This is a genomic window from Kordia algicida OT-1, assembly GCF_000154725.1.
Lineage (GTDB): Bacteria > Bacteroidota > Bacteroidia > Flavobacteriales > Flavobacteriaceae > Kordia > Kordia algicida.
In genome coordinates this window covers 4,246,717-4,267,025 of record NZ_DS544873.1, presented here as the reverse complement: position 1 = coordinate 4,267,025, position 20,309 = coordinate 4,246,717, and the positions used below count along the sequence as shown (strand labels likewise).

18 protein-coding genes are annotated in these 20,309 nt (G+C 29.9%); 13 read left to right on the top strand and 5 right to left on the bottom strand.

Annotated elements, in window-relative coordinates; translation table 11 throughout:
• Window positions 1–1,463 precede the first annotated feature (1,463 nt).
• Complete coding sequence (locus KAOT1_RS18220) at window positions 1,464–1,691, top strand: hypothetical protein (protein ID WP_007096364.1); 228 nt, start codon at window positions 1,464–1,466, stop codon at window positions 1,689–1,691.
• 344 nt (window positions 1,692–2,035) lie between these two features.
• Here the strand turns inward: KAOT1_RS18220 and KAOT1_RS18215 are convergent, their stop codons facing one another.
• From KAOT1_RS18215 to KAOT1_RS18195, 4 genes are all read right to left on the bottom strand, one after another.
• Window positions 2,036–2,281, bottom strand: a complete 246-nt coding sequence (locus KAOT1_RS18215; RefSeq protein WP_007096363.1) for a hypothetical protein — start codon at window positions 2,279–2,281, stop codon at window positions 2,036–2,038.
• A 971-nt stretch (window positions 2,282–3,252) separates the two neighbouring features.
• Window positions 3,253–4,143 carry an IS3 family transposase gene (locus KAOT1_RS18205; protein WP_262494786.1) on the bottom strand — a complete coding sequence of 297 codons (891 nt, stop codon included), beginning with the start codon at window positions 4,141–4,143 and terminating at the stop codon, window positions 3,253–3,255.
• A gap of 5 nt (window positions 4,144–4,148) precedes the next feature.
• A complete protein-coding gene (locus KAOT1_RS18200; protein ID WP_007096359.1) occupies window positions 4,149–4,700 on the bottom strand; it encodes a transposase in 552 nt (183 codons plus the stop codon).
• Window positions 4,701–4,827: 127 nt separating this feature from the next.
• Complete coding sequence (locus KAOT1_RS18195; protein ID WP_007096358.1) at window positions 4,828–5,013, bottom strand: hypothetical protein; 186 nt, start codon at window positions 5,011–5,013, stop codon at window positions 4,828–4,830.
• Between the two features lie 550 nt (window positions 5,014–5,563).
• Between KAOT1_RS18195 and KAOT1_RS18190 the strand changes: the two genes are divergently transcribed.
• The 8 genes from KAOT1_RS18190 to KAOT1_RS18160 all read left to right on the top strand — a co-directional run bounded on the left by KAOT1_RS18190 (window position 5,564) and on the right by KAOT1_RS18160 (window position 16,535).
• Window positions 5,564–5,938: a LytR/AlgR family response regulator transcription factor gene (locus tag KAOT1_RS18190; protein WP_007092587.1), complete on the top strand. Its 375-nt coding sequence runs from the start codon at window positions 5,564–5,566 to the stop codon at window positions 5,936–5,938.
• 142 nt (window positions 5,939–6,080) lie between these two features.
• Window positions 6,081–9,275, top strand: coding sequence for an RHS repeat domain-containing protein (locus tag KAOT1_RS18185; protein WP_007096357.1), 3,195 nt, complete (start codon window positions 6,081–6,083; stop codon window positions 9,273–9,275).
• Window position 9,276: 1 nt separating this feature from the next.
• Window positions 9,277–13,623 (top strand): DUF6443 domain-containing protein, encoded by a 4,347-nt coding sequence (locus KAOT1_RS18180; RefSeq protein ID WP_162014351.1) that lies wholly within the window; start codon window positions 9,277–9,279, stop codon window positions 13,621–13,623.
• A gap of 19 nt (window positions 13,624–13,642) precedes the next feature.
• On the top strand, window positions 13,643–14,194 hold the full coding sequence (locus tag KAOT1_RS18175) for a hypothetical protein (protein ID WP_007096355.1): 552 nt from the start codon (window positions 13,643–13,645) through the stop codon (window positions 14,192–14,194).
• A 391-nt stretch (window positions 14,195–14,585) separates the two neighbouring features.
• Complete coding sequence (locus KAOT1_RS18170; protein WP_007096354.1) at window positions 14,586–15,158, top strand: hypothetical protein; 573 nt, start codon at window positions 14,586–14,588, stop codon at window positions 15,156–15,158.
• A gap of 331 nt (window positions 15,159–15,489) precedes the next feature.
• Window positions 15,490–15,660, top strand: a complete 171-nt coding sequence (locus KAOT1_RS23080) for a hypothetical protein (protein WP_157560181.1) — start codon at window positions 15,490–15,492, stop codon at window positions 15,658–15,660.
• Window positions 15,620–16,333 carry a hypothetical protein gene (locus tag KAOT1_RS18165; RefSeq protein WP_162014350.1) on the top strand — a complete coding sequence of 238 codons (714 nt, stop codon included), beginning with the start codon at window positions 15,620–15,622 and terminating at the stop codon, window positions 16,331–16,333. The genes KAOT1_RS23080 and KAOT1_RS18165 overlap by 41 nt, the downstream gene beginning before the upstream one ends.
• On the top strand, window positions 16,320–16,535 hold the full coding sequence (locus tag KAOT1_RS18160; RefSeq protein ID WP_007096351.1) for a hypothetical protein: 216 nt from the start codon (window positions 16,320–16,322) through the stop codon (window positions 16,533–16,535). The genes KAOT1_RS18165 and KAOT1_RS18160 overlap by 14 nt, the downstream gene beginning before the upstream one ends.
• Here the strand turns inward: KAOT1_RS18160 and KAOT1_RS18155 are convergent.
• On the bottom strand, window positions 16,519–16,956 hold the full coding sequence (locus tag KAOT1_RS18155) for a hypothetical protein (RefSeq protein WP_007096350.1): 438 nt from the start codon (window positions 16,954–16,956) through the stop codon (window positions 16,519–16,521). The genes KAOT1_RS18160 and KAOT1_RS18155 overlap by 17 nt on opposite strands.
• Window positions 16,957–17,149: 193 nt before the next feature.
• On the opposite strand from KAOT1_RS18155, the gene KAOT1_RS18150 reads away from it, so the two are divergent.
• From KAOT1_RS18150 to KAOT1_RS18140, 4 genes are all read left to right on the top strand, one after another.
• Window positions 17,150–17,416: a hypothetical protein gene (locus KAOT1_RS18150; protein WP_007096349.1), complete on the top strand. Its 267-nt coding sequence runs from the start codon at window positions 17,150–17,152 to the stop codon at window positions 17,414–17,416.
• A 375-nt stretch (window positions 17,417–17,791) separates the two neighbouring features.
• Window positions 17,792–17,962: a hypothetical protein gene (locus KAOT1_RS23365; RefSeq protein ID WP_007096348.1), complete on the top strand. Its 171-nt coding sequence runs from the start codon at window positions 17,792–17,794 to the stop codon at window positions 17,960–17,962.
• An 887-nt stretch (window positions 17,963–18,849) separates the two neighbouring features.
• Entirely contained in the window at window positions 18,850–19,338 is a 489-nt protein-coding gene (locus KAOT1_RS18145; protein ID WP_007096347.1) for a hypothetical protein, read from the top strand.
• Window positions 19,339–19,608: 270 nt separating this feature from the next.
• Window positions 19,609–20,277, top strand: a complete 669-nt coding sequence (locus tag KAOT1_RS18140) for a transposase (RefSeq protein ID WP_007096345.1) — start codon at window positions 19,609–19,611, stop codon at window positions 20,275–20,277.
• Window positions 20,278–20,309: the final 32 nt, after the last annotated feature.

Below are 20,309 nucleotides of genomic sequence, written 5' to 3'. Positions count from 1 at the left end.
ACCACTTTTATTTTTGATTTTTTAAAGTTCTGTATGCTAGATATCTATCTTCTAAAAAAAAGAAAATTTTTAAAAAACTCATCAAAATGGAATGTCAGCTTCTTTTGTTTAAAAAATCAAACTACTTTTATTTTTATATTTTTAAAGTACTGTATATCAATTATATAAATTCTGAAAAAAAGAAAATTTTTGAAAAATACATCAAAATAAAATGTCGGCTTCTTTTCGTTTTAAAAATCAAATCACTTTTATTTTTATATTTTTAAAGTACTGTATATCAATTATATCAATTCTGAAAAAAAGAAAATTTTTGAAAAATACATCAAAATGGAATGTCGGCTTCTTATCGTTTTAAAAATCAAACTACTTTTATTTTTGATTTTTTAAAGTATTGTATACTAAGCATCTAACTTCTGAAAAAAAGAAAATTTTTAAAAACTCATCAAAATAGAATTTAGATTTCTTTTCGTTTTAAAAAATCAAATCATTTTTATTTTTTTTGTTCACTGTTAAGCAATAAGTTGAAAATATTTACTCATCATTAAGTAATAAGTTGTAAAATTAGATAGATTTTTAATTGCTTTTATCATAGAATACGATGAGTTAATTTCATTATTTGCACCAACTTACTATGATATGATATGTTGGATTAAATGCTACAAAAAATTTGAAAATGAATCAATAAAATATATAGTAATTTGGGCATTAAAAATAGAGTTTTTAATGCCCAGATTCAACACCTTGTTTTATAACTGAATACTTAATGTTGATTTCAAAAACCTTAAAGTATTACTTTAGGGTTTTAGCAATATTTAATTTGTTTTTTAATACAGAAACTTTTGTATGGTACAAAAAGCATACAAATGATATCTCAATATTCTTCTCGATCTTTGTTCTATATATGAAATATAGCGATTGTCTTTTTGTCCTAGAAGTGACTCAAAAATGACCTGAAAATACCTTGAAAGTAATTCAGAAGTGTCCTAAAAGTGACTCAAGAGTGACCAGAAAGTGTCTTGAAAGTCCCAAAATGACTCAAAAATGACATGAAAACACCTTGAAAGTGATTCAAAAATGATTCAAAAGTGTCCTAAAAGTGACTCAAGAGTGACCAAAAAGTGTCTTGAAAGTTAGTTAGAAAATACTACCGTGAATTTATATCGCTTAATATCAATTATTTATAAAATATACGATTTAGTATAATGATTTAACTATTCACATTCTCAAAATTCGTTTTTGGATATTCAATTATTTCTGATGTGTATATCCTATTTGTGATTAGAAGTTTTGTAAGTCATTAATAAATTGTTCAAGTTACAAAAGTGAACAAATGATTTTTCAGACTATTTCCAAATATTTGTTTTTCACAAAATGGGATTCAGAGATTTCATTTTATAAAAAAAACAGCGTTTAGAGACACTGAGTATTTAAAAAAATAGTAAAAACCTAAAAAAATAATTTGTATGCGCAGAAAACAAAAATCAATTAGAGAAAAGCTAAATTTAGATTCCATTAAAACAGATACAAAACCTATTGTTGATAAAAAGGAAATTTTAAAGCATCCAATTACAAAAGTAATTATTGTCGGTGTTAGTATTTATGGATTCCTGTACGTCTCCAAACATTTTGTAAATGCGTATGCTGGTCTTGTTAAAGCTGTTCGCAATGCGCAACATAATTTGAAAAGATAATAAGATGCAAAAAGCTTCAATCCTACAGGATTTCAAAACCAAAATAATCCAATACTTTTAGTACCTCTGGTCGGGAAACCATTTTCATTTTCTTGGCTTGCTTTTCAGAAATCTTACGATGCTCCGCAATTGTTTTGTTAATGAAGCTTCTACCTAATTCTCTACCAATACCGTGAATGAGTTCGTTCCATAAGTTGAGATTTCCCCATTGCTTTTATATCGTCTTTTTTTATCATGCCTATGTTTCTATGCTTTGTTATGTATTCAAAATTGGCTATTTGAATATGGACACAAACAGGATTTGACGCAATACGACGCGATTAGTTTGCATTTGATAGGATTCGTTAGGATTTGACAGGATTTGACTGCGATGCTACTATTTCTTCGCATTCAAGTCCTAAGAAATCAAGTATGATTCTCACTTCTTTTTGAAATACAATTTTTTGATTTTTTGCAAAGGATAAGGGAACACCTCGTTGCTTTGCTATGACTTCATTGATGATTGCACTTGCATATCTTCTGCTAATGGGTTTTACAAGTTCCCTTAACTGCGCTTTGCCCATTGTTTTGATTTGTGATTGCGGTATCATCGTCGATGCTGTTTTGTTCTTTCTTGTTGCTGTTTTGTTGCTCCAAAATTGGCGATAAAGCAAATAGGAAATGTACCATTGTGTAGGATAGCGTAGGATTGTGTATGATTTGTCCGTATTATGTCGAGTTTATAGGCAGAATTGTTTGCCACTGTGACTTTAAAAAGTCCGTACACCATTGAAATTGCTTAGGATGCAAGCCATGCGTTCACATTCTTTTTTTGAAATTTACGATTTCACTTTTTTGATTTTTGAGTTCTCTTTTTATTTTCTTCTTCATCTTCTTCCTTATCTTCTTCTTCTTCATCTTTATCTTCAAGCTTCACTCAAGCTTCGTTCAAGCTTGATTCAAGCTTGGGGCAAGCTTCAATTTTTTTTAGATTTTTATTAAAAAATAAGCTAATAAGATTTTTTTTATGCCCGTAAATGGTTTTGATAAAATGAAAAAAAATAGATTTCCGCAATTTTTTATTTGACGTTGGAACTGATTTTTTGACAAAAACACCCTTATTTACAATCGTTTTTTAACGGTAAATGATCTCTAATTGCCAAATTTTTACGAAGCAGTAGTAACTTCTATAGCTTAAAATTGGCTAGTTTGAAGCTTAGGGCAAGCTTGGATGAAGCTTGCTTCAAGCTTGAAATTTCTATTTATCTTTGAGTTTTTAGGATTTTTAGCCTTACTTTTTTCTAGTATGTCAGGGTTGATTTGATGTTGTTTGTATCAAATTTTTTATAATCTCTCTTTTTTTTTGCCTGAAGTATCATAAAGTTTTATAAAGTGTAGAAGTGTATTCAATAAAAAAGCTATTCCAAATTATGAAATAGCCTTTACCAATACGTTTTTTATGTTTTGTTGCTTCTTGTTGGTGTTTTGTTGCAAGCTTCAATGGTATCGTCCTAAAATTTGTCTACACATTATTAATTAATCCTATAATATGTCTATTCTAAATGTTAATCCTAAAATATGTCTACATACCATACCTTTTCTTTTTATAATTCTTCCAAAGCGGTTTTAAAACCGCTTTGGAAGAATGTGCTTGATTAGGTGTCATCATACCACAACTTAAATGAGGTCTTTCTGAGTTGTAAATATTAATAACACTTTTTATTTTTTTCTTTGCATCTGTCAGATCATAAAGCTTTAGGTAACTCAAAAATTCTGTTTTTAAAATCCCGTTTATACGTTCTGCAATTGCATTTTCTTGTGGACTACCGCCTTTAGTCATACTAATTTTAATAGCATTTTTTTTCAATAAGTTTATATACTGATCGCAAGCATATTGACTTCCTCTATCTGAGTGATGAATTGTTTCTCTATTGATAGATTTATCCTTTAAAGCTATTTCAAGAGCTTTTACAGCATTAGTAGCTTTCAAGTTATCAGATATAGTATATCCTATTATCTTTTTAGAATATGCATCAGTAATTAAGAACAAATAGACTTGTTGTGTTACGGTTTTTATATAAGTAATATCGCTAACCCAAACCATATCAATAGTATCTATATCTAAGCCTTTAATCAAATTTGGATACTTTTTAAAATGATGATTTGAATTTGTTAATGATTTGAAACGTTTCCGATTACGCACTAACATATTGTGGTTGTATAGTAACTTAAATAAGCCATCTCTGCCTAACTTAATTTGATGCTGTTCAAGCTTAGGCTTAATTAGTTTATACAACTTCCGAGTGCCTATTCTAGGCTGACTTATACGTATTTCTTCTACTAATGACAACACAATATGATGATGATATGTTTGTATTTCTAAACGTTTATAGTACTTGTAATATGCGTGTCTTGTGATACCAAACAATGCACATATCCTATCAAGACATATACTAGGATAGTACTGCTTTATCTCTCTTATTGTTTGGTATTGAACTTTTTTCTAATATCTATTCCTAGTTGTTTTGATGCCAATTCTATAATCATAGCATTGACCTCAGAACGTAAAAGTGCATCTTCTAATTCTTGTTTAAGAAGCTTATTCTCTTTGCGGATTTTTTCTGTATCTGAAGTTACTTTTCTAAATTTCATCGAAGCAATGGGTTCCTCATAAGTATCCTCTAATATAGAAATATTATATTTTTTCATCCAATAAGTAATATTGGTAGCTGAACGTAGACCATAATGACGCATCGCCTGTTCCTTAGTCATTCGACCATTAGCAACCTGATGACATACTTCTTTTTTAAATGATTCACTGTGTCGTGTGTTTAATTTTGAGGGTTTATAATTGGAATCTAACCCCAAAGAATAAATCCAATTCTTTATGGTATTACGAGATCTAATTCCATATTTCTTTGCTACGTAAGTCAAACTTAATCCGTCCTTCAATACTGCATTGCATGCAGTCAATTTTAAAGCTTCTGAATAATCTTTAAATTCTCGCTTTTCTGTCTCTTTATTGTCCATAATCTACATTTTACTGTAGACTCATTCTAGGACGAGACCATGGGTATAAAATATGTAAGAGATGTACAATTAAGTAGCATACGGTATGATTTGTACACATTATGTCGAATTTATTCAAAATGACGTGCTAGTCTTCACATTCAAGACCTAAAAAATCAAGTACGATTCTTACTTCTTTTTGAAATACAATCTTTTGATTTTTAGCAAAGGATAAGGGAACATCTCGCTGTTTTGCAATCACTTCATTGATGATTGTACTTGCATATCTTGTGCTAATTGGTTTTACAAGTTCTCTTAATTGCGCTTTGCCCATTTTGGTAATTCTTTTTAAAACTTAATCACAAAACTCTATCTAAAGTGATATAGATGTTCTTTTTTAGAAGTGCATTTTTTTAAATTAATCTATTCTTATATCCTCAGAAATTAATTTTTAAACAAAAAAATTACGCTTTTACCGTACTAAAGGTAAGGCAATAATACTATTGTTTTATAAAATAAATACAAAACTTTACAAAAATAAAAACTTTCTATAAGATGAAGTCTTTGAAATAAATTATCACTACAAAATATATCACTAAAATAATTACTGCAAAGATAGAAAATGAAGATAAGAAAGTTTAAAAAACTAGATGACTTTGAACATTTTTGCAATGGGAATCATTATGATTCAAAATTAGTCATTAACATAAAGTTAACAAGAAAAAGCATCGATTGTAATTAAGATATGACGCTTGTTGGTGGCAATTTAACGCTTATACAAAATAATTGCATCGAACAGGAAAAGTGACCTACTTTGATTTGCAAAACCACTTTCTAATTAATCACGCCAACCTAAAATATTTGAATTTTAAAAACAATAACACATGAAAATCAAAAGAGAAACAAAAAGTTACAGGCAGGGCGTTTTAAACAGCGACAAACATATACGTTTAGGAGCAAAACACAAAGGAGCGTACATATTAAAAGAAAATATTAACTACATCGAAGCTAACGAATGTTACACATGGTTTCATTTAATTAATGGAAAAAGATTCCTCAGTTGCAAGCCGATAGGCTATTATGAGGATGAACTCTCAGGTAATGGATTTCTTCGTATTCATCGCTCCTACCTAATCAATCTTTCTAACCTGAAATTATATGAGCGTAAATACCGATTAGTCCATTTAAAAGGAGAAATAACCTTGCCTGTGAGTTATCGAAAAAATAATACGTTCTCAAAGTATTTACAGAGTGCATAAAAAGTTTATAGAAATAAATTCCCTAAAACCTACAGCATAATACAATCATATTGTGAAAAAATAGCCTACTCAAAAGTGGAGTCACTACTCCACAAATTTTATGTTTAATTTAAAATTTTTAAAAGTGAAAAAAATCTTTTTAATGAATTTTTTGTGTCTTGTTTGTATACAATTCACAAATGCGCAAGATGGCAAACCCAATTATTTTAGAGGTGCGCCAGGCGATGATGTTTTTGCAACACCATCGGTAAAAGCTTTCCACGAAAGCAAACTAATTCCTGAGAATTTATATACAGGAAAAATTAATGTTGGAGTTCCCATTTATGATATTTCAATTGGAGACATCAATGTTCCCATTTCTCTAAGTTATAATACTTCAGGAATAAAAGTAAGTGATATCGCATCCAATGTAGGCTTAGGATGGAGTTTAAATGCGAATGGAAGTATTTTAAAAATTGTCCGTGATTTAAATGATGATGATTTCTATGGTACAGGTTATAGTGTTCCTGACGATACAGGAGATAACGCTGGTAGTTTTGAAACGATTGTAACGCAAATAGGATATCATAGAGGTAAATCTCCTGAGCCATTTAGTTTTAATAGTGCTACAGGAATGGTACATTCTGATTCAGAAGAAGCAGAAGAATGGAGTAAAATTGATTCTTCTCCTGATTTCTTTTATGCCAACGCTCCAGGACTTAGTTCTAAATTCTATTTAGAAGATAAATTTCCTAATGACAATACAACACCTTTTGCAAATCGAAAGTACAATGCAATCTTTTTAGATCATTCTGGTGTAAAAGTTCAAAATCTAATACAAAGGACAACAACAACTATTCCTAGATTAGTTGATATCTCACATGGCAATGAACCTGCTGATTTTTATCAAAATGGAATACCTTTTTATAATTATCAGTACTTGGATTTTCCTTCGTTTGAAATTGTCAATACCAATGGACTTAAATATATTTTTGATACTAAAGATTATAGCGAAAGTACCTATCATGGAGTTTGGGACTCAGCAAACCAGGGACTTGGTTCTACCAATTGGAATTTATCAAAAATCATTGACCCAATTCATAACAGAGAGGTTATTTTTGAATATGAAGCCTATGTCAAGGCAATTCCCGAAAGAATTAAAAATATTACCGCTACCTATCAAGATCCTTTAGATACGAATGATCTTTATGATTATTACTACACTACTATATCTGACGTATCACTTGGAAATGGGACTTATGATATGGATTTTCAAAGCACTGTTTCTACTAGAACCACTAAAGCAAATCGGCTTAAAAAAATCACATGGGACGAGGGAACAGTAGAATTTATCTACGGATTAAATAGAATTGATGATCTTGGAGAAAAAGCACTTACTGAAATTTTAGTAAAAAATAATTTCGGTCAACTTATCAAACATTTTGAATTTGAATATTCTTATTTCAATTCTTTAGAGAATTGTAACGAAAAAGAATGTAAGCGATTACGATTGGATAAAGTAAAAGAATTACCAATTGGAAACACCGCAGTAAATGCTAAGGTACATGAGTTTGATTATAATTATGACAATCCACTACCAAGAAGGGATTCGTTTCAAAGAGACTTTTTAGGCTATTTCAATAATAATGGTTTTGAATGGTCTTCTAATGATGAGTCTGAAATTCCACCCAATGCAATGCTACATTTCTATAAAAATCAAGGTGGGAACTCTGTATTACCTTTTAAAAGAACAAATGGTAGTAATTACAGAATCATTCATGGGCAGTACTCATTAGAATCCAACACATATTCTTTAACTGCTACGCTGAAAACCATAAAATATCCAACAGGTGGAAGCGCACATTTTAAATATGAAAATCATACTTTTAATCTACAAGGAGCGCAATACATCGCGGGTGGCGCAAGAATAAAGCAACAAACACTTCACGATGGTCGTGGTGGTACTAGAAATATATTTTATGAGTATACCCATGCTAACGGAACAAGCTCAGGCTATATCAATCGTATGCCAACCTTTGCGTACATCAATAAATACAGTGATGCGCCAAGTAATTATTCTTTCCACCATTTTTCAATGACTGCTCCTGAAAATGATTGGAAACGTTATTTTACCTATTTTGATAAAACTAAAAATAGTTTAGAACTTACCGATGGTAGTTTTGTCGGCTATGCTAGAGTGGTAAAAAAAGAAAATGGTAACGGATATTCTGAGTATACCTATACAACATCAAATACATTTCCAAATGAATTGGAAACAACAGTAAATGCCGATAATGTCAATAATCCTTATGTATTTCTTACAAGTAACAGTTCTTATCCAAGTTTAAATGTTATTGATTATGATATTAAAAGAGGGAAGTTAATCAGTGAAAAGCATTTTACCCAGAGTGAAAATATCAAGCAACATATAACTTATCAGTATGATTATGATGCTTTTAATACTGTGGATTTAAATTACAGAACAACTGTCTCTGGTAGTCCATTCACACAAGGTGGTACAGCAGGTGTTTTTTATCATACCTCTGTTATTAATATAGAACGAAATCTAAATACAAAAGTAATCACAACTGATTATGTAGACAATGGAAACTTTAGTACAACACAACAAATCGTTTATGATGCTAACTATCCTTTTGTAAAAGAACAGAGATACATTACAGATCAAAGTATTGAAAAATCAGTATTTGTCTACCCTTTTGAATCAGAAGTTTCAAATGAACCTTATGTAAATAGTTTAGTGACTCAGAATCGTATTGCGACTCCTGTCTCTCATAAAAATATACGTGTACTTAGTAACCAAAGTCAATTACTATCAAGAGCGAAGTACAATTTTGATGTATTTGAAGGAGTTATAAATCATAAAAGTAATCAAGTATCTAAGGGAACTAATGATTTTCATGCTTTGTCAACAATTGATAAAAGAGACTTAAATGGAAATGTGTTGGAATACCATAACGAAAATGGAATTCATACCTGTCTGATTTGGGGATATAATAGCACCAAACCCATTGCTAAAATTCAAAACGCTTCTTTTGCCGACTTTACAAATACCCAAAATGATATTATAGCCGTTGTAAAGCAAGCTTCTGACAACGATAATAATACAGTATCAGAAGACAATCTACGTCAAGCCTTACAAAATCTTCGTGATGCTTTTCCAACGGCAAATGTCTCCTCATATACGTATGATCCGCTTGTTGGAATTACAAGTATGACCGATGCTAGAGGATATACGATGTATTATGAATATGATGAGTTTAACAGGCTTAAAACTGTGAGGGATGCAGATCAAAATTTAATAAGTACCAATGAATACAATTATAAAAACAATGACTAAAATGAAAAAGCTATTATACATATTTTCGGTAGTAGTTCCAATGTTAGTCATGGGACAAACTACCTCAGAAAATTATACGAAAACTACCGTTTATCAAAACCAAACGCAAAACGGAAATATTCCAGAGAATCAAAAACTAGAATCTATTACTTATTTTGATGGACTAGGCAGACCTTTTCAAAAAATATCCGTAAAAGCAGGAGGAGGGCAACAAGATATTGTTGTACCAATAGTCTATGACCAATATGGACGTATGACCAAAGAATACCTTCCGTATGCAACAAGTTCCCAAAATGGAAATATACATGCAAATTCCATTAACAATCAAGCTACTTTTTACAATACTGAAAAGTATGAAAACACGCTAAATCCATTTGCTGAAACGGTATATGATAATTCTCCGCTTAGTAGACCATTAAAACAAGGTGCGCCAGGAAACTCTTGGGCTATCAATCCAAATTCAGACAACGACCATGCTGTCAAGTTTGAATATCAAGTAAATACTTTTGAAGAAGGAAATATCGCTAAGGATAATGTGATGCGCTTTGGTGTATCGCATCCAAATAATGATACAGAGCAAACTCAGCTTGAATTTATTAACTATTATGGAGAAGGTACGCTTCAAAAAAAGATCGTAAAAGATGAGAATTGGACGTCCAATCAACCTTTTTTAAAAGATCATACCACAGAAGAATATGTAGACAAATTAGGACGAGTTGTTTTAAAGCGAAATTTTAATAAAAATAAAAAGCATGATACCTATTATGTGTATGACAAGTTTGAAAATTTAACCTACGTCATACCTCCAAAAGCATCCGATGATATTGTGGTAACTACAACTACACAAACAGGACTTTTATCAGGACAAAATTTCTCATGGGTAGATTTGGTATTGGTTGACAAAGAATTAGCAGAACAATATCAAAAAAAATTAAGTCAATACAAAAATGAAGATATTCTAACGGCTGATTTAGAAAATAAATATGGCGCACAAGGTGGCTTTTCAATTAGTAGAAATACCGATACCAATGAGCTTATTTTAAATATAAATTTTTCAACTAATGAGCCGTTGCCTTTTAAAACAGGAGAAATTGTTTCTCTAAAAGACTTAGGAGAATTTAAAGATACTGAATTAGGTGTCATCAAAACTGACGATTATGATTATACGTTTTTAGTGAAGAATAATACATTGTTTATTCAGGGAGAAGGAAAGCTTTTGGCTCTAAATCAATCTTTCAGTAGTAATACAAAACTAAACTACAGTAAAAACTTTTCTTGGGTTTCTATTTTAGACGTAGATACAAAATTTGCCAATACTTATTTGTCACAGTTAAAACCATATCCAAACGATGAGATTTTAAATGTTACCATAGAAAATCAATATGGTGGTAGCGGTGGTATGCATATCGCTGTCGATCAGAATGATGTAGTATCATTACACATGAACATCAACACAACAACACCTTTAGCCTTTAGAGAAGGGTTAGTAATTGATTTAGGACTTAAAAGAAGAATTGCTGATGTGACTCTTGGGACATTCTCAGCAGAAGGATTTACTTATGAGTTTTCTATTAAGGAGAATGCATTACATATTAGCGGTAGCGGAACTATTACATCTGCATTTCCAATTTTTACAGGAACTCAGCCAAGTACTACAACCAACTATAGCATTGCTCCAGAAGTATTACAAGGATTATGTTATATCTATCATTATGATAATAGGAACAGAGTAGTAGAAAAGAAAATACCAGGAAAAGGGTGGGAATACATTGTATATGACAGACTCAACCGCCCAGCACTCTTACAAGATGCAAAATTACGTCTAGATGATAAATGGTTTGTAACGCAATACGATGCACTAAATAGACCTGTGATGACAGGATTATATTGGAAGGAAGGAAATTCATGGACGCGTAGACAAATGCAAGAAGCTGTAGATAATAGTCAAAACCTAAATGCTTTTCGTGTTGCAACGCCTATAAATAATAACAACCATTACTATGATGGATTTGCTTTTCCAGGTATTAAAGAAATACACTCAATTAATTATTATGAGGATTATAGTTTTAATGAGTCATCATTGACACTACCATCAAATTCACAAATTTACGGCGTTCAAATATCCTCTGATACCAAGACACTACCAACAGGAACAAAAATCCGAATTTTAGGTACAGATCAGTGGATTACTACCATAACGCATTATGACCAAAAAGGGAGACCTATTTATGTGGCATCAAAAAATGAATATCTATCATCATTTGATATTACAGAAACAAAACTTGATTTTACTGGAAAGGTATTAGAATCAAAATTAGTACATACTAAAAATGGAAATACACCAATCATAACCATTGACAGATTTACCTATGATTCTTCGGGAAGATTGCTCACTCAAAAACAACAAATAAATGACCAAGAAGAAGAATTGATTGTAGCCAATACTTATGATGAGTTAGGAATATTAGAAAGTAAAAAAGTTGGAAATACAGAAGTAAATCCACTTCAAGAAATTGATTACAGCTATACTATTCGTGGTTGGCTTAAAGCAATCAATGATGTAAATACCAATGATGTAAATAAACTATTTTCTTTTAAGATAAATTATGACAATCCTGACTTGAATCAAACCACACATTTATTTAATGGAAATATTAGTGAGACACATTGGAAAACTGCCAATGATATGAACCTAAGAAGTTATAGCTACAACTATGATGCGTTAAATAGAGTTACAAGTGCTATGTATCAAAGTGGGCAGACTTTATCTAGCCTTGCCAATAATGATATAGAGAACTACAGCTTAAATAATGTATCCTATGATAAAAGTGGAAATATTCTTTCACTTGAGCGAATGGGAATTACTCAGGTTGCTAATCCTACGGTAGATATCATAGATCAATTAACTTACAATTATGCTAGCAATAGCAATACACTTGTAAAAGTTACAGATGTTGCAGATAATGCAGGATTTAAAGATGTGAACACCTCTGAAAATGATTATATGTATGATGTCAATGGAAATATGACTTCAGATATAAACAAAGGAATCATTCCCAATGGAATCACTTACAACCACTTAAATTTACCAACTACAATTAATTTTGGCGATCAAGGGAGTATTTCTTACATTTACGATGCTACAGGAATAAAAATGGCTAAAATAGTTCAAGAAAATAATAGTTTTGTAAAAACACAGTATGCAGGTAATTTCATCTACAAAGTTGACAATACAAATGCGGAATCATTAGTGTTTTTTAATCATCCCGAAGGATATATTGAGCCTACAAATAGTAATACGTTTAGCTATACTTTTCAATTTAAAGACCATTTAGGAAATATTAGATTATCGTATCAAGATTTTGACGATAATGGAGTTATTGATAGCAATACTGAAATTAAAGAAGAAAGTAACTACTACCCTTTTGGCTTAAAACACAAAGGATATAATAATATAATTACTGGAAGAAACCATAATTACGGCTTTGGTGGAAAAGAAGAAAATGATGAACTTGGTTTAGAATGGTTAGATTTTCATGCTAGGAATTATAATGCTTCCTTAGGTCGCTGGATGAATATTGATCCACTATCAGAAAAATTTTATAGTTATTCTACTTATAATGCTATGATGAATGACCCAATCAATTACATAGATCCTGATGGTATGAAAGCAAAATGGATACCAAAGCTAAATGAAAATGGCGAAATAACTTATATTTCTGAAAAAGGTGATAGCGCATCAACCTTGTCAAGTCAATATGGGATATCTCAGAAAGATGCAGAAAAAATAACGGGAACAACAGGAGATTCTAAAATAGATGAAGGAACAGAAGTTTCAGGGAGCAAGGTAGAACAAGTAACTGGTAATAAAATTTTAAAATTAGATATTAGTTCTAAAGAAGGTAAAAGTGACCAAAGAAGATTTGACCAATTTCTATTTGCTGTTGATGTTACCAGATATAATGGTGATTATGCTTTTAAACCTTCAACGTTTTTTAAATCTAAAATAGGTATGTCTAGCGCGCTCTCGACTACCTGGGGAGGAGTAGATAATATGGCAGGTAGGGCATATTTCAGTTACAATAACAAAAAATATTCTATATATTTTAAAATTCCTATGATTAGATCAGTTGCGAATAGTTCGTCTACTTTATTGGGTACAGAAGTTTATAATAGTAAACAAAGATTTACAAAAGAAATGGGTAGATATTCAGATATTCAAATAATAGGATTATTTGCAAATAATGCCAACAGAGGCAAAATATGGGGAGGTTTTGAAATGATTATGAGAAATGGTGAAGGCTATGCTATTTCTAAAAGATTAACGAAATTTGAAATAAAAAAATAAATAAATAAATACTTTAGTTATGAATAAATATTCTTATTTGATAATAGTCTTTATCTTTATTATGAGTTGTAAATTGTCAAAAGATGAAAATATTAATTTAGAAAATAAAATTGAAAATTGTGTAAATGGTAATATCGCTGAAAATAGATATAAAACAGACTTAGAACCTATCAATACTTTCACTGTTTTAAAAGAAATAGAAAATGTTTTTTGTAAAGACTCCGATGTTAAAAATAGTTTTATCAATTTAATTAATCTAATGAGAAAAAATGAATTAGATAAAGAGAAACTGTTATCCGAAATAGACTTGATTTGCAAAAAATATGACTTTGATTTAAATAATAATATTTACAGATATAAAGAGTGTCTAAATGTTATTTTAATTCAAAATAAGGTAGAATTGTATTCTACACTTCATTTGTCTACAAGTTTCTTAAACTCGATAGATATGGAAGGTTATGACTTAGATCAATTTGAAAACTTTATTAATAATTATGATGCTGATGACATCAAGATTTTCCAATACAGAGTTATATTTTCTCTTGTTTTTTATTCAATGATATCTCAGTAATAATTTACCTTAATCAAAAAAAGATCAACACAAAACAAAGATTATTCTAAAATGAGAAGATTAGAGTTTTTTAGATAGTGTAGATTTATTAATATGAACTCATTTTGACTTTTTTTGTTTCTTGAAAAGCGACTAAAATTCGCCCATATTTCAGCTATTTTCTTATCCTTAGCGATGCTATGCCTTTTAAAAATAGCTTTATCTGAACAAATTTTAACTCATTTTCGGTTAAAAATAAAAAGTCAAGATGAGTTCTATATGTATTTTGTTGATTGTGTATTTTAAGATTTAGGTTTAGGATTTCGTTTTTGAAAAAGATTAACTACTCATTCAAAAAATGAAAGTCAATTAAAAAAGATTTTTAAATCCTTAAAAATAATAGGAAAATAACATGAAAAAAATTAAAATACTATTACTAATTATAGTTGTATTAGGTTCTTGTAAATCAGTAAATCAAAATGTTAGGAGTGAACTTAATGAATGCCTAGATTACAACATACAAAGTCAATCACCTATTTTCGGTTCTTACTTCAAAAGTTATGATGAAGTTTATGATTTTTTTAGAAATGTAGAGAATAAACTCAAAGAAAATAAATTATTACAAAGCAACGATAAAGAGTCTTACAAAGAATTGTTCGAAAACTTCTTTAAGGATTCTAGCATTGAAAATGATATTAAAATAGCACTCGGAGAAAAACTAACATCAGATAACGAAACTATTAACTTAGGAATTCAAAGGTTTATATTATTTACTTGTCCTGAACACATCTTATCACAAAATGATAATTCTAGTGATTACTTAAAAGATTTGTCAATTAGACAAAATTTCTTAAAAAAAATCTTTTATGATGAAAATCCAGATAAGAATGAATTAATAAATGGTATGATAAATAATATCAGTAACGATCAATTCCAAGATATTATTTTTAGAATTCCACTAATTTATATTTTATTGAATCATTAAATTAGAAATATAGCTTCCAATGTACGGTTTATATTGGAATGTATAATCTTTCTATAAACAAAAGCTAGTGTCTAAAAAATCGCTAGCTTTTCTAATATAAAAACTAAAAGTTTTATATTTATATAAAACTTTTAGTTTTTATTTACGTTTTAACCATAACTTATCTACGTTAAAAACATAATTATTATTAAAAATAAGTGGTAATTTTTAATTTCATATTACTTTGTTTACTTTAGCAATAACATTTCTTATTAGTCAATAGATATATTTCTTACTAATTGATTTTTGATATACATTTGAGATTAATGTATAACTCTAATCTTTAAATATTATGAAAAAAGGAATAATATTCATGTTGTCGATAATGGGAATGCTTTTATTTGCAAATTGTGAACCAACAAATTTAGCTGATGAAGATATTGAATTTCATTCTACCGACAAAAAAGATAGCGTCAATTCAGGTGGAGGAACAAATCCGCCAGTCAATAATGATGAAGAATAATTTAATTTATAAATATTCTCATATTTTTTTAGCGGTGGTATGCGCCACCGCTTTCTTTATACATGAAATAGTTCCTGAAGTTCCAGAATCCTACATCGAAGCAATGGAAAGCTTTCATAAAGAAAAAAATAAGAAATCAGCCTTATTGAAAGATTTTAAAGAAGCTTATAAACAATCTCCTGAATATAAAGCATACAACAAACAGAAGATTATATCTGATGAAGCTTTTAATAAATTTGAAAATGTTGTTGAAGAAATTAGCTTTCTTGGTTTTGAAGATTTTCAACAGTTTCTCGGAGAATTTGGTTGGTCTTTTGGATTATTTATCTATTCACTTTTCAACTTTGTAAATACTTATCGAGAACCCAATAGAGCTAGAAAAGGTAAATTGATACTTCATGTTACGCTTTTAGTTATATCATTATATTTTATTTATTGGGCATTATATAAGTACCAAGATTTTGAAAAAATAACTTATCTCGTATTTTCTATCATAACTTCATTTGCAATTGCAATTAGTGTACATTTAATTTTACTTAAAAGATATATTCAAAATAAATCTTATCAACTAAATCATCAAGATTTGATAGGTTTTATACTTAACAATACCAAGCCAGAAAGTGAACACGATATGTGGGAAGTCCTAAAAAAGATTAAGCATGAGAGAGTTTGAAGATGAATTAGAAAAACTCAAACGTCTATACGATGAAGGGTTTCTAAAAGATGAAGACTTAATTAAAAAACTCCATGAGATTATAAAAAGAAAAGAAAGTCTCAAAAAATCGGTAAGAGATCAACAAGATTGGAACCTTGATTTTACGACACAAAATTTCACAGTAAACGACTTACTTTTCTTAGTTAATTCTTTGAATTGATATTAATCATATTGAGGTATTCTTTTAACTCATTTAATCGTTCAGTGACACCCTTTTCAACAAGGTCTTTTACAAATAGTTTTAAATATTCTGATCGTTTGAAGTATTCATCTTTGTTTTGCACAAAATGGTCGATAATTTCAATAGCTTCAAACCTTACTCCATGTTTTTCAAGAAAAAAACTATCGTCGTTATCAAGATATATTTCGCCCTTCCCATTAATAAGCCAATCTTTGGAAACATTATAATGCGTACATAAAATCTTAACTAAAAGTTCAAGGGTGCTTTTTCTAGGATTCTGAGTTTTTCCATTTTTAATTTTATCCGCAGATACTTGAGAAATTAAACCATTTGATTTCTCTCTGATCTGATAACCCGAAATATTTTTCTCCTTGAGAACTTTTATTATGCGATCAACCATTCTAATGTATTTAATTTTGTAAAACTTATTATATATTTATAAAAACTTTTAGTATATTGCATTGTTTTTAATACTCAAAGGTATTAAAATATAATCCAAAATAATTACATACAATTTTGAAATAACAACCTATTACCTGAAATAGATTAATAAAGTTGAAAATAGCTGTTTTTTTTAATTTAAAATTTATGAAATGATTGAAATATTTATGGTAATAATTGAAACTTTGATATTAATTGTAGCCTTATTATTTACAATTTTAATTTATAAGGTATACACCAAAATGAAAAAAATACATACTATAATCAGTATTAACAGTATTGAGTTAGAAAGGATGAAAGAATTAGCAATTGGTAAGGATGATTTACTTAGTAAAATTGAACAAAAAATCAATGGCATGCATACTGTTATTTCTACTCAATTAGTTAAAGGAATTATGAAAAGTTCTAAAGAAAAATAGTTTTTAATAAGCAAAGCTTTCGAAATCCCCGTTTTTAGAATAATCCGAAAAATACTTCTCATTTTCGGGGATTGAAAGCTTTAATTTTAGTCAAGCGAGTAGGCTTAATAATTCTCAATTGACTGTTTTTTAAACATGTAACAAAGTGGCTATTTTGTTTAATATGCATGACTATTTTGATTTTTAAACGAAAGTTTAATTCGGGAATCAAAAATGCCACTTTGTTCTTTTAACAGAAAAGTTGAATTTACTAAAATAATTTGAATGACCATTCAAATTATTGAATTCATCTTAAATCACGTGTATCTATTGTAGCGTGTTCCACTGAACCTAACCAATTGTTATTGATAGCCTTTTAACATAACATAAAGATTCATGGTTAGTGAGACACAGTTTCTAGTAGGTTTTTATGTAATGGAAGCTATCATACTATTAATTATCGCAAGATACTTCTATGTAAAAAACAAAGGAAGGAAGAAAACAAAAAATAAAGTGGATGAAGAAATCGAAAAGGAATTAACAAATAAAGAACGTAAATACCCCTAGCTAGTTCATAAAGAACTCATTAAGTATTTTATAGGTTGGGTTGGTTTTTTTAACTAAACTCATGTTTAAATACTCTTTAAACAAGTAAGGCGACAATAGGTAGTTTCAAAATCAGTCGCCTTGCCAACCTAGAAATAAAAATTAACACATTTTTTTTTCAAGTTTTTCATCAGGCACTTTTGGTAGTGTTTGAAGGTGTGTTAAAAATGGAGTTTTAGGGTAATAACTCTGGCAAAGCGATAGCTAAATCGTTGTCGCTTTGCTTAAAGAAATTAAATAACACGCTTGGAATGTTCTTTTTCTATTCCCTAACAGCAAAAAGGCACTTTTTGCAATACAAGTGTCAACATTCAAGAGGTGTTTAGAGTGAGTTTTACAGTTGCTTACTCTTTTAGTGCAAAGCGACAATTATGTATGATAAGGTTCTGTCGCTTTGCCACTAAAAATAAAACATACTGATTTTACTTTTCAAAAGTTTATGGTAAAAGACTATTTATCGATTTGGGATTGATAATAGTTTTGTCAGTATGTTATGATCGGGTTAGAGTAATAACCTGTGTCTAATTTAACTATTAGTTAGGCAGACAGGGCGGTTCTTACGATGGTTAGTCAGACCGCCTTGTTATCATAAAATTAGGATAAAAATATTTGGAATGAAAGGAAACAAAATATGTTTAAATCGATGTATCAGTTTGGGGAAGCTGTGAACTCTTTTCAAAGATCAAAAGAAGTAGATATTTATGTATGTATGGTGGATATCAAAATAAATTTCAGGTTTTTGATTTGGTGTAAGGTTGTGATTTAAGCTGGAGGTAGCGTAGTCTTATGAGGGTAAGGCTATGCTACTATTTTCAAATAAACTTTTAAAACTTAAAAAAGAATTACCAATGAATAGTACCAAAATAGTAGAAATTACAATTTTACTTTTTTTGCTTCTCTTGTGTAGTTGTGAAAGCACTCCAAAATCTAATACATTAGAGATTGCTAAGACAATTGATGATGAAATTGTCTTTATTGACAAAGACAAACTAATTGAAAAGTTAGAAAACGATTTATTGACTACTAAGCAAAGAAGCATTAAAATAAACGAAATACACATTGATTTTAGCAAAGCTGTAGATAACCAAGCTTCGACTATTATTCAACTCATTGGAAGCAATAAAATACGTTCGACACAGATTTCATATGTATTAAGAAAAGAGCAGAATGTATTTCTTTTAGATATCGAAAACACAATTTTGGTATGTGAAGGCTGTACTGTTGGTTGCTTACCAAAACGATTAACCAATAATGAAGGCTATTGTACACCATGTGATATAACACATGATGACACGTGTATCAAAACAGAATCATTAATACCTGAGAATAAGCGATAAAAACATGAATGCTGACAAACTACAATTTCTTAAAGGTTTTATTACAGGATTTCTAACTGCAATCATCTTTATCATAGCTTTTGTAATTGTAGCATTGTATTATAATCTGGAAGAAGTTCTATGAGTTAACAATTTTACCCTTACCTAAAATTCCCCACAATTCTTGAAAGTCTCAATCGTAATGATTGAGGCTTTCTTGTTTTGTTGCGGATTGTTGCAGTTTTGTTGCTGTTTTGAACGCAAGATATTACGATTCGATTACAACGACGTTTGCGTAAAACAGGATTGTTATGGGAGCATTTAGTAGCCGATACAGGTTATAGTAGCGGAGAGAACTATGCTTTTTTAGAATCACAGGGACTTACAAGTTATATTCCACCACATGGAACATACAAAGGCGGTCCAGATGACTTTATTTATGATAAAGAAAACGATCATTATCTATGTCCAGAAGGAAAGATTATTCCTTTTAAGAAAGTGTTTTTAGATTATCGAACCAAAACCAAAAAGAAAGAATATCGTAGTTCATCCAGACAATGTAAAGGCTGTCCATTGGCTTCACAATGTTTAAGAAAAACAGCCAAAGAGAAGAAGTTTTCCGTTACCTATTACCGAGAGGAATATGAACGTGCTATTGCCAGAGTCAACAGCAAACAAGGTCGTTATATGAAGAAAAAACGGCAAAGTACGGTAGAGCCTGTCTTTGGAACACTAAAGGAATATATGGGACTTCGGAAAATCAACACCTTAGGAATTAAACAAGCAAACAAAGTCATGCACATGGCTGGCATTGCTTATAACTTGAAGAAATACCTAAAATTCATTACAAAAACTGCAAAAAGTGGAGCAAGATCGCTTGGGTTGGTCATTTTTAAAGTAAAGACACTATTTGGCAACTATAGCTTGATTTTAAGCCGTGCTCATTTTAGGGTTTCATAGGAAAACTCAAAAGAAAAGCACTCTTAAAAGAG